Here is a 19,083-nt window from a genome sequence, read left to right as displayed (position 1 = left end):
TGACAAAGCAAAAAGTAGATTTAAGATGGCAGGCAATAAAAAGAAGGGCATCATACAAACAAAAGGCAAAGCAGGGAATCCTACAAACCTGCCGCAAAAACCGCGTGCTGAGCGTGCGCTAGCAGCCGGTTTACCTCAAAAGATGCCGTCAAAGTCTATTGCCCCCGCTGGCAGCTCAGCCATGCTCCCCTTCACTGAAAGATTATTACAATGGCATAATGAGGATAACCACCGCTTGATGCCCTGGAAAGGGGAAAAAGACCCTTATAAAATCTGGTTAAGCGAGATTATATTACAACAAACCAGGGTGGAACAGGGGCTCTCTTATTATGAAAAATTTGTCCGCCATTATCCCAGTATTGCACAACTGGCATCGGCTCCGGAAGATCAGGTTTTTAAAGACTGGGAAGGGCTTGGATATTACAGCAGGTGTAAAAACCTGATCTTCACGGCTAAAACCATTGTGAAAGACTATAAGGGTATATTCCCAGACAATTATGACCAGATTCTGTCCCTTAAGGGTATTGGACCTTATACGGCAGCCGCCATTTCTGCCTTCGCCTTTAATAAGCCTTACGCAGTGGTAGACGGCAATGTATTTAGAGTACTGTCCCGGTTTTATGGGGTGGACACCCCCATTGACAGCACAAAGGGAAAACAGCTGTTTCAAAAAATAGCAGCAGAAAATCTAAGTCAGACAAAGCCAGCCATATATAATCAGGCCATTATGGATTTTGGTGCCACGCAGTGTAAGCCGGCTGCCCCCTTATGCGGCTCCTGCCCCATGGGAGATATATGCCAGGCTAAGCGAACCGGGCGCGTTATGTCCCTTCCCAAAAAAGAAAAAACCCTCCAAAAGAAAAACCGCTATATCAGCTGGATTGTTATGGAGTTGCAAAGTGCAGATCCTGTCCTGAAACCTAATAAAGCAACTCTGGATAATAAAGCGCACCTGAACAAAAAAGCCGACCGCCATCCCCCACTCTATTATATACAAAAAAGACCTGCCGGAGATATCTGGGAGAATCTCCATGAATTTTATCCCATTGAAACGGAGTCTGTCCCTGAATGGAGCCTGAAGCCTTCCCTGTTAATTCGAATGCTTGAAAACCTGCTCAGTATAGCCCCGTCCTCCGGTCCACTGAGCATTGAAGCCATTTGTACGGTAACCCAACAATTAACCCATCAGAAAATCCATGGCTATATCTATAAGTTATGTCTTACCAGCCGGCCGTCCATATTTCCTATAAATAACTGGTACTCAGCAAAAAAAGTGAATGACCTGGCTTTTCCCAAATTGTTAAAGAATTTGCAAATCGAGGCCATTCCAAAACAAAAATAACAGGGATTCGTTTTTTCTCAGGTATTAACCGCTTTTTTCTCAATTTCGGCCAGCCATTTGCGGGTCATCTTCAAATTGGGAAAATAATGATAACCCTAAAATTTCAATAATGCATGTAGCCCTAATTGGTGCCTCAGGTTTTGTTGGCAGCCATATATTAGCGGAACTCGTAACAAGAGGCCATGAAGTGACAGCTATAGCCAGACATTTGCAAAATTTGCCGGCTCCTCTTAAAACGCACACACTGGTTCATTTACATAAAGCCGACGCCTCCCGGGAAAAAGAGTTAGCTCCTGCCCTTGAGGCAGAGGACGCCGTGATCAGCGCTTTTAACGGCGGCTGGACCAATCCGGATTTATATGAAGCATATATGGAAGGCGCTACAAATATTGAGCAGTCCGTAGCCGCGGCAGGCATAAAAAGATTGATTGTCATTGGAGGGGCTGGTAGTCTTTATGACAATAGCGGACATCAATTGGTGGACAGTCCGGATTTTCCCAAGGCCTTTTTTGCCGGCGCTTCCGCAGCCAGGGACTATCTACATCAACTACAAAAAAATACAACCCTGGACTGGACCTTCGTCAGCCCGGCCATAGAAATGAATAAAACAACCGCCGGTGTGCGGCGGGGACATTACCGCACCGGCCTGGATCATCCCGTCTTTGACACGCAGGGCCGCAGCGCTATTTCCATTGAAGATCTTTCCATGGCCATTGTAGACGAACTGGAACACCCCAGATTTATAAGACAACGATTTACAGCCGCTTATTAGAATATCGTGTCATTTACCGCTCAACCGTTTTTTACATTTTTGGTTGTGAGAGCCCATAAATAAGCAGATAACAGAACTTACCAAAAATCTCTGGGTTAGTCTTTGCAATCGCCCGGAAAGAAAGAGCTTAACAGGCCTGCAAGGCCTTTCATTTTAACGGCAATTTAACGGCTATCAAAGGCCAAATTTTAATTTTTGTTTTGATAGATTAATATTACCTTTGCAAGTCTATGTACATTGACTTTTTGCGTTTTTCTCGGAATTTAGTAGGGCACTCTACAGGGCAACCTGTGTCAAATAGTCTGTAACACATTGATTTAAAATGTAGTTACAGTTTTTTATTTGTGCATGTCTGAACCCGTTATAACCCATTGAATTAAGGGAAAAAAGCAGAAATTTTCATTTTCAAATTTGAAATCATATATGGCAATCAAAAAAGACAATCGACCAAGATCCACTTTTTCTAAGATTACGATTGGTCTGGCATCTCCGGATTCTATTTTAGAACGCAGTTTTGGCGAGGTTTTAAAACCTGAGACCATCAACTACCGTACCTATAAGCCAGAACGTGATGGTTTATTCTGCGAAAGAATATTTGGACCGGTTAAAGATTATGAATGTGCCTGCGGAAAATACAAGCGTATACGCTATAAAGGTATTGTCTGCGACCGTTGCGGTGTGGAAGTAACAGAGAAAAAAGTACGTCGTGAGCGTATGGGTCATATCAAACTGGTAGTCCCCATTGTTCATATCTGGTATTTTAAATCCCTGCCCAACAAAATTGGATATTTACTGGGTACCAGCTCCAAAAAGCTGGAAACCATTGTTTATTATGAAAGATATGCCATCATCCAACCAGGTGTCCTGGAAGAAAAGGGCATGAAGGTCGGTGATTTGTTAACGGAAGAGGAATATCTGGATTTACTGGAAACCCTTCCAAAGGATAACCAGTTCCTGCCCAATGATGACCCGCAGAAATTTGTGGCCAAAATGGGTGCAGAAGCCGTAGCTGATTTATTGAACCTGCTGGATTTAGACCAGCTGAGCTTTGATCTGCGTAATGCCGCTGCCAATGAAACCAGCCAGCAACGTAGAGCTGACGCCTTAAAAAGATTAAGTGTTGTGGAATCTTTCCGTGACGCTTCTACCCGTATCACTAACCGCCCTGAGTGGATGGTGATGCAATACATCCCGGTTATTCCACCAGAACTGCGTCCCCTGGTTCCTCTGGACGGCGGCCGCTTTGCGTCCTCCGACCTGAATGACCTTTATCGCAGGGTGATTATCCGTAACAACCGTCTGAAAAGACTAATGGAGATCAAAGCGCCTGAGGTGATCCTGCGTAACGAAAAACGTATGCTGCAGGAAGCGGTGGATAGCTTATTTGATAACTCACGTAAATCTAATGCCGTTAAAGCAGAAGGTGGCCGCGCCTTAAAATCTTTAAGTGACGTCTTAAAGGGTAAGCAAGGTCGTTTCCGTCAGAACCTGCTGGGTAAACGTGTGGACTACTCCGGTCGTTCCGTTATCGTGGTTGGACCAGAAATGAAAATGCACGAGTGCGGTCTGCCAAAAGATATGGCCGCTGAGCTGTTCAAACCATTTATTATCAGAAAACTGATAGAAAGAGGTATTGTAAAGACCGTTAAATCGGCCAAAAAATTAGTGGATAAGAAAGAGGCAATTGTATGGGATATCCTGGAAAACATCATGAAAGGACATCCGGTACTGCTTAACCGTGCCCCAACGCTGCACCGTCTGTCTATCCAGGCCTTCCAGCCTAAGATGGTTGAAGGTAAAGCCATTCAGCTGCACCCGCTGGTTACGGCATCCTTCAACGCCGACTTTGATGGTGACCAGATGGCCGTTCACGTTCCACTGAGCAATGCCGCTATTTTGGAAGCACAGCTGTTAATGCTGGCCTCTCACAATATCCTGAACCCACAAAACGGTACACCCATTACCCTGCCTTCTCAGGACATGGTTCTTGGGCTATACTATATTACCAAGCAAAAGAGAAGCACGCCTGAAGAAATTGTAAAAGGGGAAGGGATGACCTTCTATAGTGCGGAAGAAGTATTAATTGCACGTAATGAAAAACGTGTGGATTTACATGCAATTATTAAACTGCGTACCAGAGTCCGTGAGAAAAACGGCAGCCTGGTAACTAAACTGGTAGAAACGACTGTCGGTCGTGTTCTGTTCAACCAGTTTGTTCCAAAGGAAGTAGGTTATATTAATGCCCTGCTGACCAAAAAGAGCCTTCGTGAAATCGTAGGGGATATTATTAAGATTACAGACGTTCCTGCTACCGCGAAATTCCTGGACGATATCAAACAGTTAGGTTTCCGTATGGCCTTCGAAGGAGGACTCTCCTTCTCCATCAATGACCTGATTGTTCCTGATACCAGAGAAGAACTGCTGAACAATGCTAAATTGGAAGTAGACGAGGTATGGGAAAACTACAATATGGGTCTGATCACCAACAATGAAAGATACAACCAGGTGATCGATATCTGGAGCCGTGTGGATACACGTCTTACAGAAACCCTGATTCATGAGATGAAGACCGACAAACAGGGCTTTAACTCTGTATACATGATGCTGGATTCCGGAGCCCGTGGTAGTAAACAACAGGTAAAACAGTTGGCCGGTATCCGTGGTCTGATGGCAAAACCCAGAAAATCAGGCAGCACCGGTTCTGAAATCATTGAGAACCCGATCCTGTCTAACTTTAAAGGTGGCCTAAACGTACTTGATTACTTCATCTCTACCCACGGTGCCCGTAAGGGTCTGGCGGATACGGCGCTGAAAACGGCGGATGCCGGTTACCTCACCCGTCGTCTGGTAGACGTTTCTCAGGACGTGGTAATCACGGAAGAAGATTGTGGTACCCTGCGTGGTATTGCTACTTCTGCCCTGAAAGACAATGAAGAGATCATTTCTCCGCTTTCTGACAGAATTGAAGGCAGAACGTCTTTACATGATATCTATAATCCGCTGACTGGTGAGTTAATCATTAAGGCAGGGGAAGAAATTACCCACGATAAAGCCGTTGAAATCGAAGAAGTGGGTGTGGATACTGTAGAGATCCGCTCTGTACTGACCTGTGAGGCTAAACGCGGAGTTTGTGTAAAATGTTATGGTAAAAACCTGGCAACCGGATACATGGCCCAGAAAGGTGACGCCGTTGGTATCATCGCTGCCCAGTCTATTGGTGAGCCGGGTACACAGCTGACACTGCGTACCTTCCACGTGGGTGGTATCGCCGGTTCTTCTTCCGTAGAATCTTCCTTACTGGCTAAATTTGACGGTACCGTTCAGTTCGACGGTCTGCGTACGGTTCAGACAGAAAACAATGAAGGCGACAAAGTTGAAATTGTTATCGGTCGTACCGGTGAAATCCGTATTTCTGACGTAGAAAATGATCGTCTGCTCAATACCCATAATATTCCTTACGGTTCTACCCTGAGCGTGAAAAACGGTCAGAAGATCAAAAAAGGAGAGGTTATCTGTACATGGGATCCGTTCAACAACGTTATTATCGCCGAACAGGCAGGTACCGTCAACTTTGAGAATATCATCGATGGCATTACTTACCGTGAAGAGGCGGATGACCAGACCGGACACCGTGAAAAGGTCATCATCGAATCCAAGGATAAAACCAAACTGCCTTCCATCATCATCGATGGTAAGGATCAGAAAGAATATAACTTACCTACCGGAAGCCGACTGGCCGCTGAAGAAGGCGAAACAGTCAAAGCCGGTCAGGTTATCGTGAAAATCCCACGTACCATGCGTAAAGGCGGGGATATCACAGGGGGTCTTCCACGTGTTACGGAGCTGTTTGAAGCCCGTAACCCAAGCAATCCGGCAGTTGTTTCTGCCATTGACGGTGTGGTGGCCTTCGGTAATATCAAACGTGGTAACAGGGAAATCGTCGTGGAAGCCAAAGATGGTATCGTGAAAAAATACCTGGTTCCTTTAACCCGTCAGATCCTGGTGCAGGACGGTGACTTCGTGAAAGCCGGTACGCCGCTTTCTGATGGTCAGACCGCACCCATCGATATCCTTTCTATCAAAGGACCTTATGCTGTTCAGGAATACGTTGTAAACGAAATCCAGGAGGTATATCGTCTTCAGGGGGTTAAAATCAACGATAAACACATTGAGGTCATCGTTCGTCAGATGATGAAAAAGGTAGAAATCGTGGATGCAGGAGATACTCGCTTCCTGGATAATGACCTGGTTGACCGCTTTGAGTTTAACGACGAAAATGACAAGATCTTCGATAAGAAGGTGGTGACCGAGGCAGGTGACTCTCAGAGTTTCAGAGCAGGCCAGATTGTCGGTGTGCGTGAGCTGAGAGAAGAAAACTCGCTACTGCGCAGAGAAGATAAAAAACTGGTAGAAGTAAGAGATGCACAGCCGGCTACCGCTCATCCGGTACTGCTGGGTATCACCAAGGCTTCTCTGGGTGTGCCTAGCTGGATTTCAGCGGCCTCCTTCCAGGAAACCACTAAGGTGTTAAGCTCTGCCGCTATCCAGGGTAAATCTGATGAAATGATCGGTCTGAAAGAAAATGTAATTACCGGACACCTGATTTCTGCAGGTACAGGTTTACATGAATTTGAAAACCTGATCGTAGGCAGCAAGGAAGAATATGAACTGCTGGCTACCGCCAGAGAGGCCATGAGTTTCGATGAAGAAGAATAGTCTGTAGCTATCCTCGGATAGCCAAAGACCAGAAGGATATACAGAGGGCACCCTGGTAGGTGCCCTCTTTTTTTAACAAACGCCTTCTCCCCCGCCCGCTGAACTACTCTGCGGCCAATTTAAATCAAATTAAAGGAGGCCCTTAACAGTTTTTAGTGCAATTATTGCTATTTTCACATCTGAAACCCAGTGGCCTGCAATTCAGGCATTTTTACACTTAAAAACGCAAAGAAGAAATTACTGAAGCATGAAGAAATTTTTTATTGTATCTAACATAGTGCTGATCGTTGCTGTCATTATTTTGTTTTTCCTGCAGTTTGGCGGAAAACAAAAATCCACCAGCCATCATGTCGTCACCAGTAAGGACACCACCGGTGGTATTCATGAGGCGCAGCGTATCGCTTATTTTGAGATGGATTCCATCGATGATAGCTATAAGTACATGAAAGATGCTAAAGAATCCCTGATCAAGAAAAACAAACAGGTAGAAGACCAGATCAATGATCTGCGCAAAGAAGTAGCCGCTAAAATCCAGGAGGCTAATCAAAAAGGTCCTTCCATGAGCCAGGCGGAACAGGTAGCCTATAGCAAGGAAATCGATGATTTGACCAAAAAAAATCAGGATAAAGCCCAAAGGCTGGGGCAGTCCTTAAGCATGGAAAGAGATGTACAGCTACAAAAAGTAAGAAACAAAATCCAGCAGTATCTGAAACAATATGCCCAGCAGCAGGGTTACAGCTACATTGTAGGAACCAATGAAAATGATAATTTTTATTATAAGGACTCCACCCTGGATATTACCGCTGAACTGCTCTCTGCCCTGAATGCGGAATATGATAAAGAAAATAAAAGTGATAAGTCTAAATAAGACTGTCCCTTGTTGTATCCAAAAAAATAACCGGCCCGCCTCTTTAAAAAGAGACGGGCTTTTTTTATTCTCATAAAAAAAGCCTGCTTGATGAGGAATTCTAATCTTTTTGTATCTTAGTAGGGAGGAGCGGATGAAGGGATTAAACCATAGACCATCCGCACAATATAAGCGTGAAAGAAGCCTATCATAAATGGTATTCTCCCAATTTACAGGAGGAAGCCGAACTGCTTGTTTTTGGCTACGCAGGGCGGCCTGTCATCTTATTTGCCACCTCCATGGGCAGATACTATGAAGCCAAGGACCGGGGATTGATTGACAGCGTGCAGTGGTTTATTGATAACGGCGATATCACCGTGTATTGCCCTTCCAATATAGATCACCGCAGCTGGTATAATAAAGAGATTGCACCGGCAGAGCGTGCGCTGGCTCAGCAAAGCTATGACCAGTTTATACTGGAGGAAGTGTACTCCAGGGCTACGGCTGAGACCGGAAGGCGGGATATTATCACAGCCGGATGTAGTTTCGGCGGTTATCACGCTGCTAATTTTGGCCTGCGCCATCCGGATATTACCCAGGCGATCCTCTCCATGAGCGGTATTTTTGATATCAGTTCCTTTACGGACGGTTACTTGGATGATACGGTTTATTATAACAACCCGATGGCCTTTTTAAGAGATGACAATCATCCAGATTTATGGAATCTAAAACTCACGCTGGGCACCACCTGGGCCGATAGCTGCCTGGAACAAAACCAGCGGCTGGGAGGCATTTTGGAACAGAAAAAAATACCTCACTGGCTGGACATCAGAGGCGACCAGCCGCATGACTGGCCCATCTGGAAACAGATGTTTCCCCATTATATCTCTACCTTATAATCCAAAAACAGGACGATTAAAAGAGCGCTTCCAAGACTTAACCCAACACCGAATGTGCAAAAGCCCCTATTTATCACCTTAACCCCTTAAAATACCCTTCCATTATGCATGACATCAGAAAAATCGGGATTCTCTTTGGTCAGGAAAACAGTTTTCCCGAGGCCTTTATCAACCGGGTAAATGAACTGGGACAAGGCCGGTTTAAAGCCGAGGCCGTTATCATCGATAAAGTCTTTCAGGGGATGCCCACCACCTACCACGTTATTGTGGACAGGATCTCTCATGATGTACCGTTTTACCGGGCCTATGTCAAAAATGCGGCTCTGCAGGGTACAGCCGTTATCAATAACCCTTTTTGGTGGAGTGCGGATGAAAAATTTTTTAATAACTGCCTGGCAGAAAAAATCGATATAGCCCTGCCAAAGACCGCCATCCTGCCCTCCTTTGAACTTCCGGAAGATACGACCCAGGAGTCTTTCCGCAACCTGGCCTACCCGCTGGACTGGGAAAGCATATTCAGCTATGTCGGATTTCCGGCCTATATGAAACCCTTTGCGGGCGGTGGCTGGAAGTCTGTCTACCGGGTGGATGACCGTGATGATTTTTTTAAAGTGCATCAACAGACCAAGCGACTGGTCATGCTGCTGCAGGAGGAAATCGCTTTTGACCAGTATTACCGCTGTTATTCAATTGGCGGCAAATACGTAAAGATCATGGGCTATGAGCCCAGAAATCCGGCTCATTTGCGCTACCAGGCCAGTTTTGCCCCCAGCGAGTGGCTGCTCCACCGTATGGAAAGCGATGTACTGAAGATCAATCAGTACCTGGGTTATGATTTTAATACGGTAGAATTTGCGGTGCGTGACGGGATTCCTTATGCCATTGATTTTTGTAATCCGGCGCCGGACGCCGACAGAAACTCGGTTGGTGAAGAAAATTTTGAATGGGTAGTAGAGCATATGGCCCGGTTTGCTATAGAAAAAGCACAGGATTTTAAAGAAGGTATAGATAATCTCACCTGGGGGAAGTACCTTCGTCAGGTAATAAAAAAAGAGCCCTTAAATCCGTAAAACTTTATACCTTAATAGTGGTTTTTCAATTTTCCCAACATGAACTTAGCACAATTTACCATCGGGATTGAGGAGGAATATATGATTGTCGACCCTCAGACTTTTGAACTCAAAAGTCATCAGAACAGGATTGTTGAAAAAACAGAACTGGCACTGGAGGGAAAGGTAAAAGCAGAGATGCATCAGGCAGTCGTGGAAGTCGGTACGTCCATTTGCCAGAACATCGAAGAAGCCAGGGCAGATATCCGTCATCTTAGAACGACTATTGCCGAGATTGCCGCCTCCGAACAGTTGCTGGCAGGCGCCTCCGGTACGCATCCTTTCTCTTTATGGCATAAACAATCCATTACAGAGAATCCGCGGTATCATGAAATCGTCAATGAGATGCAGGATGCGGCCCGCTCTAATCTTATTTTTGGCATGCACGTTCATATAGGTGTGGAGTCCAGAGAAATGGCGATCCATATTGCCAATTCTGTCCGGTATTTTATCCCGCATATCTATGCACTGTCTACCAATTCTCCTTTCTGGGAAGGCAGAAATACCGGCTTTAAATCCTACCGTTCCAAAGTCTTTGATAAGTTTCCAAGAACGGGGATCCCTGATTTTTTTGAATCCATTGAAGAGTATGATAATTATATAAAAGTCCTGGTCAAAACCAATTGCATTGACAATGCCAAGAAAATCTGGTGGGACTTAAGAGTACATCCTGTTTATAATACCATTGAGTTCAGGGTTTGTGATGTAGCACTGACGACGGATGAATGTATTTCTCTGGCCGCCCTGTTCCAGGCAATCTGTGCCAAACTCTACAAGCTGCGCAACCAGAATATGAATTACATGGTTTATAAACGCTCGCTGATCAATGAAAATAAATGGCGCGCCTCCCGCTACGGACTCGACGGCCTGCTGATTGATTTTGGTAAGGAGGTAGAAGTGCCTGTCAGGCTCCTGATCGGAGAACTATTGGAATTTATAGATGATGTGGTAGATGATCTGGGCAGCAGAAAAGCCATTGCCGACGTGGAGAAGATCCTTCGCGAGGGAACAGGGGCCGATAAACAACTGCGTATTTTTCAGGAAAGCGGCCGGTTTGAAGATGTCGTTAAATTTGTAGCAGATGAGTTTTTAAAATAATACATAACTAATTTGTATAAAATATATTACAAATTAAAACTTCGTTAAAAAATTGCTGCTGCTGCTCCCTTACACCATGCTTCAGACCCTAAAAATAGAATTGTTGTAACTTTGCGGCATGGATGTCAAAGATTCCGAAAGAAAAAAAATAAATATTGCAGTACTGGATTTAAACAACGGTGTTCCTAATCAGGGACTTCGCTGTATATTGAATATCCTGCAGCAATACCAAAACGACCATGGAGTTCCCTTTGAAATAACCGTTTTTGATGTCCGGCAAAAAGATGAAGTGCCGGATAATTCCTTCGATATTTATATTTCCAGTGGCGGACCGGGATCTCCCTTTGATGAAGAAGGCTGGCAATGGGAAAATAAATTCTTCAGTCTGATCAATCAACTTTATTATTACAATACCCAGGCCAGAGCAGCAGATAAAAAGCATATTTTCTTTATCTGCCATTCTTTCCAGCTCGCCTGCCGATTCTTTAAAATCGGTAAGGTATGCAAAAGAAAATCAACCTCTTTCGGGGTATTTCCGATGCATAAAATCTGGGGCGGCTTACATGAACCGATATTTGAACAGCTGCCTGAACCTTTTTACGGGGTAGACAGTCGGGATTATCAGGTGGTACAACCGGATTTTGATCAGCTAAATACCATTGGCGCCACTGTACTGGCCCTGGAAAAAGAAAGGCCCCATGTGCCGCTGGAAAGAGCCATCATGGCAGTCAGGTTTTCTGATGAGATGATTGGCACCCAGTTTCATCCGGAAGCGGACGCCATCAGTATGCGTGACCACCTGTTAAAAGATATCAATAAAGCCCGCGTTATTGAAGAGCACGGGGAAGCTAAGTATTGGGATATGCTGGGTAAACTGGACGATCCGGATAAAATTCTGCTGACCCAGAAAATTATTCTTCCTGCCTTCCTAGACAAAGCACTCGAAAAGAAACGTTCTCTTAGTATCGTATAAGTATTTATATAACTTATATACAGTTTGATTTTCCACCATCCTCTCCAATAAATATTAAGTAATTTAACTTCTATAATGAGGACCGAATCCCTGGCAAATAGTAGTTTTTTTAGGTGATGGTTACGGTTCCCAAAAGCGTCAGCCAGAAAGCTTATATTTGATGAAATAACCATATCCGGATTTTGAAAAATTAAAACAGGGTTCTATGTCGTCCAATGCCACAGGTAACTTTTCTAAGTCAATTACGCCGGGTCAACCAGCACAGCATCCAAATATCCGGTTAAGAAAAACAGTTCAGCAAGATCTGGAACTGTTTTTTAATTTTCAGCTGGATGAAAAGGCGCGCTTCATGGCAGCTTTTACACCTAAGGACTCCATCAGCCAACAAGCCTACCTGGACAAATACATCCCTTTTTTAAATGACTCTACTAAAAATCTACAAACCATTCTTTTAGCGGATAGCGTAGTAGGAAGTATTTCTAAATTTGAAATAGAACAGCAAGCGGAGATTACTTATTGGATCAGCCGGAACTATTGGGGACAAAGGATTGCAACAGAAGCCCTTCGCCAGTTTTTATTATTGGAAAAAATGAGACCGATATACGGCCGGACTGCCTTTGATAATACCGGGTCACAGCAGGTATTACTTCAAAATGGCTTTATTAAAACCGGTGAAGACAGGGGCTTTGCCGGTGCCAGAAATAAAGAAATCGACGAGTTTATTTATAAATTATCATGACGGGACCGTCACTGTTTAGCCGGATATATCCGTAAATCAGCTGGCCCCTTAATCACAAAATACCATAAAAAAAGCTCCAACATAATTGGAGCTTTTTTTATGGTATCACCCTCTTATTTGATTTCTATTTGAACCGTAGCCGGTGTAAGACCGGGACTGGTGACTGTAAGTGTTACCGTACTTTTTTGTTCATGGGCCTTTATAATGGCCAGCCCTAAACCGTTATAGGCCTTACGGGACTCTTTATTAGAATAAGGCGTCAGGTCTGTTTCATTACCATTATCCAGCGCAGCTATTTGAGCGTCTCCACTCAGGCTAAAATGCAACTCATTATCTGCGTCAGGCACCAGATTGCCATTTTGATCTTCCACCTGAATCTTCACAAAAGCCAGATCCTGACCATCATTTTTAATAGTGGAACGATCTGCGGTGGCAACCAGTTTATAAGCTTTGCCCGCCGTGTGAATCTCAGTCACCTTAACGATCTTGCCGTTTTTCCTGGAAATAGCTTTTAATGTTCCCGGGGTAAAGGCGATGCTATCCCACTGTACGTGCAGCTGATCACCGGTCTTTTTACGGATACCCAGGGACTTCCCGTTCAACTGAAGTTCTACTTCATCTGCATGGTTGTAATATGCCCAGATATCTATTTTCTGATCAGGTTTCCAGTTCCAGTGCGGGAATATATGTAATACATCCTTATCGGTAAATAAACTTTGATACAGATAAAAGGCATCTTTGGGGAATCCGGCCAGATCCACGATGCCAAAATAAGAACTTCTGGCCGGGAATGGATACGGTGTAGGCTCACCCAGATAATCAAAACCGGTCCAAATATACATTCCGCTCAGGAACGGATATTTCAATAACAGTTTTAAACTTTCTTCATGCGTAGATCCCCATGGTGCGGAGCTGTTTTCATAGGCAGAGCAGATATAATCCGGCGTTCCGCCATTTTTCTTTTTTGTAAAACCCGCCCAGCGTCTGATAGAATCCGAAGGCATCAGATATTCTCCTCTGGATTGCAAAGATGAAACGGTTTCTGTCAAAATAAATGTCTGACCGGGAAACTCCTCGGGTAATTTTGCCCAGCCCTGATGATGGTAGTTCACGCCTATCAACCCCAGCGTTCCTGTGATGGCAATATTATTATCCTTCTGGGGATGATTGAGTGCGGCCGTTGTTGGACGGTTATCCAGGCTATCTACAATTCTATTAAGCTCTCTGGCAATGCTGCGACCGCTGGTATCTTTTTGTCCGCCCCACTGCTCCGGAATTTCATTACCGATACTCCAGACAAACACACTGGGGTGATTGCGATCTCTTAAGACCTGATCCACTAAATCCTTATAATGCCACTGATCCCAATAGAGATGGTAATCAAAATCATTTTTCTTCTCCTTCCACATGTCAAAGGCTTCATCCATGACAATAAAACCCATTTTGTCGCATAATTCCAGCCACTCGGGCGCTGGCGGGTTATGCGAAGTTCTGATGCCGTTAATCCCCATTTCTTTCAGGATTTCCAGCTGACGCTCCATGGCTCTGTAGTTAATGGCAGAACCCAGGGCGCCTAAATCATGGTGCATACATACCCCTACAATTTTCACGGACTGACCGTTCAGGAAAAAACCTTTCTCGCGGTCAAAATGAAAACTTCTGATCCCGAAGTTCGTGGTATAAGTATCTTCTTTTTTGCCCCCCTGATAGACTTCCGTCACGGCTTTATACAGGTGCGGTGTTTCCAGACTCCATAATTTTGGAGCAGGTATATCTGCTTTTGTCGTCCGCTCCAACAGCTCTCCGGGTTGCAGACTGAATTTATCTGTCAGGATTTTTACCACTCTTTTGTCATCATCAAAAATGACGGTTTTTACTTCTACTGCGGCCGTCTTATTTAATGCGTTCTTTACCTTGGTCTGCAGCTGTAAAGAGGCCTGCTGCGTGGAAACTTTTGGCGTTGTAATATAAGTACCGTAGTTATCTACATAGATATCTCCTTTTTTCTCCAGCCAGACATTGCGGTAGATACCACTTCCGCTATACCATCTGGAATTGGGCTGATGATTATGGACCAATACTTTGATCTCGTTTTTCCCGCCAAAATTTAAATAGGGAGTCAGCTCATACTGAAAGGATATATAACCATTCGGTCTTGTTCCCAGCTCATGCCCGTTTACCCAGACCGTACTGTTCATGTAAACCCCATCAAAATCGATAAAAAGATGTTTGCCTTTATCAGCGGCCGGAACCGTAAATTCTTTTTTGTACATGGCGGTGCCCCCTCTTAGAGACGCGCCGCCATTCGTACTGGGACTGTACTCATCAAAAGGCTGTTCAATACTCCAGTCATGAGGCAACTGTACCTTTTGCCAGGGCTTGCTGGCCAGGCGGGAAGCTTCATACTGATTGGCCGTATCCAACTGAATCTGCCAGTCATTGTCAAATAACACACGCGTGCTCTGTGCCCGGGCTGTCATCAGACTGCCTAGTAATAACCCGGCAGCCGAGAGCAACTGTAGACTTTTTTTCATCGATCGTATTAATGTTTTAAATGGGTAAATGCCGCCTGTCTTTTGCGGAATGGGCCATTATTTTCTAATAACCATCTGCGCTCAAAAGAAAGTCAGCCATTTAGTGAATAGTGATTGAGAGAAACAGTACGCGCAGATTCCATGCAAATTTTACAAGGGATTGCCATAACTATTTTTCTGCATCAAAAATAGGCAATTAATACAATAAAGCATGCGCTTGGCGCACGCTTTATAAAAAAGTGTTATTGACAATTCTGCTAAATGGATTTGGCTGCAGTAATCAGACGAGCGCCTTTCCAAAAGGTGTCAGGCAGAGCGCCATTAATTTAAAATGCTGACGTCCAAAGGGAATACCGATAATGGTAATGCATAAAATCACCCCGAATACCAAATGAGTCAGCGCAATCCAAAGACCACCAAACAGGATCCAGAGAATATTCAAAAATGTCGTCAGACAGCCGGTTGACTGTCCTTTAAGGGAGGATTTCTCAACTATTTTAAGACCAAAAGGGGCGAGTGAGGCGACGCCGATTTTAAAGCTCTGCAAACCAAAAGGAATACCAATGATGGTCAGACATAAAATGATGCCGCCTACAAAGTATTCAATGGCCACCAGCAGTCCGCCAAAAATGAGCCAGATTATGTTACCTAATAAATTCATATGGATTTTATTTAATTGATTCGTCGCTCAAGTTCAGATGGAAGGTAGTCTTTATTTTAATTTTAAGCAAAGGTCATTTTTAATCCAAGGCGCTACGCTTCTCCCCCGTCTAAGTCTTCCGGCGCCTGTTTTGACACCTCCTGATCCTCACCGGTTTCCCTATCTTGTATATTAGCTTCAGCATCTGCCGTTGCTGCTGCTTCCGATGCACTGTCAACAGCGCTTTCAGCTGTTTCCCCTGTTTCTAATGCTTCCGTTTGTTGCGCCGCGGTATCTTTTTCAATACCCAGCTTTTCCAGGCGGTTTTCAGTCAGAAAGTCAAATAACTTCTGGGAATTCAGTGTCAGCATATCATAATCTATTTTTAACTGCGGGATCAGCTCCACCAGGGTATTCACCCGGCCTTCCGTATTTAAAAACTTATTTAATACCACGACTCTTTTATGATCCAAAAGACACCAGCCACTTTGAAAATTACCTCTTTCATAGCGAACCGTATATTTGGATTCTTCTAATATCGCTTCCAGTTTATCAACAAAATTTGTGGTATACTTAATCATATCTGCTTCTAATCTTTGCGTTCTTTTGTGTGAATATATCCCAATTTCTTTATTTTAGCAAACCCTTGATCTGATTGAGCTTCAGCAGAGCGGCCACCGGTGTCAGCTCATCGATATTAATTTCATTGAGTGCTGTTCTGATTTCATCAAAAACTTCTGTATGGGTATCAAAAATGCTGAGTTGCAGATGTGGCGCATTGGCTTTTTTGATCCCTTCTGTAGCCGCTTCCACGCTGGGCATGCCTTTATGCTCTTTTCCCTCCTGTTCCTTAGGACCGCCCTGCCCCAAACCGCCTTCATCTCTGTTTTGTTCCAGCTGCTTTAAAATCTCCGTAGCCCTGCCTGTCAAGGAAGGCGGCATACCCGCCATTTTTGCGACATGGATACCAAAACTGTGGGTGCTGCCACCGGGAGCCAGTTTTCTTAAGAAAATAATCTTTTGACCGATCTCTTTATTGGTGATATGATAATTTTTTACCCGGGGCAGATAAGTTTCCAGATCATTGAGTTCATGATAATGGGTCGCAAATAAAGTCTTTGGCTTTCCTGGGGCCCCATGCAGGTACTCTACAATACTCCAGGCAATGGAAATGCCGTCATAAGTCGATGTGCCCCGGCCTATTTCATCCAGTAATATCAGGCTTCTGGCAGAAATATTATTGATAATACTGGCCGTTTCATTCATCTCCACCATAAAGGTACTCTCGCCGCCACTCAGATTATCGCTTGCCCCCACGCGGGTAAATATTTTATCCGTCAGCGGCACCTCCGCCTCCGAGGCTGGCACAAAACTCCCCATATGAGCCATCAGCGTAATCAGGGCGGTTTGCCTGAGCAGGGCGCTTTTACCACTCATGTTTGGCCCGGTCAAAATAATAATCTGCTGCGTTTCCGCGTCCAGGAAAATATCATTATCTACATAGGGTTCCCCTGGCGGTAAATACCTTTCAATGACCGGATGACGGCTTGCCTTTAGCTTCAGGGCCGTACCCTTATGTAATACCGGCTTATGGTAATTATATTTTAAGGCATTCCCCGCAAAACCGGCCAGCAGGTCAAGGGTGGCCAGCAGCTGTGCATTGCTTTGCAAATGCCTGGTATAAGTAGCCAGCTGCTCCAGTAAACGGTTATAAATATCCGCTTCTATGACCGCTATTTTTTCCTGTGCGCCTGTTATTTTTTCTTCATACCCTTTCAGTTCTTCGGTGATATACCGCTCTGCAGCCGCCAGGGTCTGTTTGCGAATCCAGTTTTCCGGCACCTTATCTTTATGCAGGTTGGTCACTTCCAGATAATAGCCGAATACATTATTGAAACCCACTTTTAAAGAAGAAATACCGGTGGCCTCCGCCTCTCTTTTTTGCATGGCTTCCAGATAGCCCTTCCCGTTGGCAGAGATCTCCCGGAGCTCATCAAGCTGTTCAGATACGCCGGCCGCTATAATGCCCCCCTTGGAGGCAAGTGCAGGCGGTTCCGCTACGAGCTCCATGGCTATTTTATCCTGAATTGCCTGACAGGGATCTAGTCCGGCTCCCAGACTGCTTAGATAGGCATCTTTTTGTACTTCCATTAAAGCTTTAATGTCCTTACAGACACCCAGGCTGCTCGCTAGCTGTACGACTTCTCTGGGGCCTACCCTTTTCATGGCCACCTTGCTGGCCAGTCTTTCCAGGTCTCCGCAACCCGACAGCAGGTTTTGCAAAGGTTGTAGGGTATCAGGGCTTAAGACCAGCTGCTCTACACTGTTTAATCTACGCTGAATCTTGCCTTCATCAATGAGGGGCATGATCAGCCATCTTTTCAATAAGCGGGCTCCCATTGCCGTACGGGAGCTATCCAGCACTTGCAACAAGGTCTGTTCCCCGGGCTGCCTGCCTGTTGGTAAAAGCTCCAGGTTGCGGATGGTAAAACGATCCATCCAGAGAAAATCATCCTTTTCAATACGCTGAATCTGTGTAATATGATCCAGATCCGGATGTTGTGTCTCTTTTAAATAATGCAAAATGGCGCCGGCGGCAATAATGCCTTTATCCAACTGATCAATCCCAAAGCCTTTTAAGCTATGGACCTGAAAATGCTTCAGTAAAGCCTCAGCGGCAAAACCCAGCTCAAAAATCCAGGCTTCCAGCGTATAAGTAAATACACCCTGCCCGAATTGTTCTTTAAGCTTTTTTTGATAACTCCTTTGAAAAATAATCTCCGCCGGGCGCAGTGACTGGACAAGTTTCTCGATATACTCCTGCGTCCCTTCTGCCACAAAAAATTCCCCGGTTGAAATATCCAGGAAAGCGGCACCCAGCCCCTGATCCGTATAATGAATAGCAGCTAAAAAATTATTGCTGCCGTTTTCCAATAATTTATCATCTATAGCAAGTCCCGGTGTGACCAGTTCGGTCACCCCCCTTTTGACGATGCCTCTAGCGGCCTTAGGATCTTCGAGCTGATCTACGACGGCCACCCTGTAACCACCTTTTACCAGTTTATGCAGATACGCATCCAGTGCATGGTGCGGAAAGCCGGCAAGCTCCATTGCATCCGGATTACCGCTATTACGTTTGGTTAGCGTGATACCCAGTACACCGGCAGCATTCACCGCATCCTGCCCGAAGGTTTCATAAAAATCCCCCACCCTGAACAGCAAAATAGCATCGGGATATTTTTGTTTAATTTCCCGGTGCTGCTGCATTAAGGGTGTTTCACCTTTAGTTTTTGCCATAGGGACAAAGATAGGCGTCCGGACAGGAAATTAAAATTGCCCATTAAAATTGTGTATAAAAAGTGGAAATCATGGGGGTTCAGCCGCTTTTAATAAAAGCCTGCAAAGGGCGTCTTT

General features: G+C 44.8%; 13 protein-coding genes. 9 read left to right on the top strand and 4 right to left on the bottom strand.

Going from position 1 to position 19,083, the window contains the following annotated elements; genetic code table 11:
- Positions 1–25 precede the first annotated feature (25 nt).
- From BLU80_RS14265 to BLU80_RS14225, 9 genes are all read left to right on the top strand, one after another.
- Positions 26–1,342: an A/G-specific adenine glycosylase gene (locus BLU80_RS14265; RefSeq protein WP_244518938.1), complete on the top strand. Its 1,317-nt coding sequence runs from the start codon at positions 26–28 to the stop codon at positions 1,340–1,342.
- 109 nt (positions 1,343–1,451) lie between these two features.
- Entirely contained in the window at positions 1,452–2,114 is a 663-nt protein-coding gene (locus tag BLU80_RS14260) for an NAD(P)-dependent oxidoreductase (protein ID WP_091399788.1), read from the top strand.
- A gap of 423 nt (positions 2,115–2,537) precedes the next feature.
- Positions 2,538–6,830, top strand: a complete 4,293-nt coding sequence (rpoC, locus tag BLU80_RS14255) for a DNA-directed RNA polymerase subunit beta' (RefSeq protein WP_091399785.1) — start codon at positions 2,538–2,540, stop codon at positions 6,828–6,830.
- 247 nt (positions 6,831–7,077) lie between these two features.
- Positions 7,078–7,698, top strand: a complete 621-nt coding sequence (locus BLU80_RS14250; RefSeq protein ID WP_091399782.1) for an OmpH/Skp family outer membrane protein — start codon at positions 7,078–7,080, stop codon at positions 7,696–7,698.
- A 173-nt stretch (positions 7,699–7,871) separates the two neighbouring features.
- Positions 7,872–8,576: an esterase family protein gene (locus BLU80_RS14245; protein ID WP_091399780.1), complete on the top strand. Its 705-nt coding sequence runs from the start codon at positions 7,872–7,874 to the stop codon at positions 8,574–8,576.
- Between the two features lie 104 nt (positions 8,577–8,680).
- Entirely contained in the window at positions 8,681–9,646 is a 966-nt protein-coding gene (locus BLU80_RS14240) for an ATP-grasp domain-containing protein (RefSeq protein WP_244518936.1), read from the top strand.
- A 39-nt stretch (positions 9,647–9,685) separates the two neighbouring features.
- Positions 9,686–10,783 carry a carboxylate-amine ligase gene (locus BLU80_RS14235; protein WP_091399778.1) on the top strand — a complete coding sequence of 366 codons (1,098 nt, stop codon included), beginning with the start codon at positions 9,686–9,688 and terminating at the stop codon, positions 10,781–10,783.
- 118 nt (positions 10,784–10,901) lie between these two features.
- Entirely contained in the window at positions 10,902–11,756 is an 855-nt protein-coding gene (locus tag BLU80_RS14230; RefSeq protein ID WP_091399776.1) for a type 1 glutamine amidotransferase, read from the top strand.
- Between the two features lie 205 nt (positions 11,757–11,961).
- Positions 11,962–12,495 (top strand): GNAT family N-acetyltransferase, encoded by a 534-nt coding sequence (locus BLU80_RS14225; RefSeq protein WP_091399774.1) that lies wholly within the window; start codon positions 11,962–11,964, stop codon positions 12,493–12,495.
- Positions 12,496–12,608: 113 nt separating this feature from the next.
- Here the strand turns inward: BLU80_RS14225 and BLU80_RS14220 are convergent, their stop codons facing one another.
- The 4 genes from BLU80_RS14220 to mutS all read right to left on the bottom strand — a co-directional run bounded on the left by BLU80_RS14220 (position 12,609) and on the right by mutS (position 18,966).
- A complete protein-coding gene (locus BLU80_RS14220) occupies positions 12,609–15,029 on the bottom strand; it encodes a glycoside hydrolase family 2 TIM barrel-domain containing protein (protein WP_091399771.1) in 2,421 nt (806 codons plus the stop codon).
- A gap of 280 nt (positions 15,030–15,309) precedes the next feature.
- On the bottom strand, positions 15,310–15,690 hold the full coding sequence (locus tag BLU80_RS14215) for a YccF domain-containing protein (protein WP_091399769.1): 381 nt from the start codon (positions 15,688–15,690) through the stop codon (positions 15,310–15,312).
- Positions 15,691–15,782: 92 nt separating this feature from the next.
- Positions 15,783–16,250, bottom strand: a complete 468-nt coding sequence (locus BLU80_RS19750) for a hypothetical protein (protein ID WP_211481860.1) — start codon at positions 16,248–16,250, stop codon at positions 15,783–15,785.
- Between the two features lie 49 nt (positions 16,251–16,299).
- Positions 16,300–18,966: a DNA mismatch repair protein MutS gene (mutS, locus tag BLU80_RS14205; protein ID WP_091399767.1), complete on the bottom strand. Its 2,667-nt coding sequence runs from the start codon at positions 18,964–18,966 to the stop codon at positions 16,300–16,302.
- Between the last annotated feature and the right edge of the window lie 117 nt (positions 18,967–19,083).

The organism is Arachidicoccus rhizosphaerae (assembly GCF_900107765.1).
GTDB classification, from domain to species: domain Bacteria; phylum Bacteroidota; class Bacteroidia; order Chitinophagales; family Chitinophagaceae; genus Arachidicoccus; species Arachidicoccus rhizosphaerae.
This window is presented reverse-complemented; position numbering and strand designations above follow the sequence as displayed.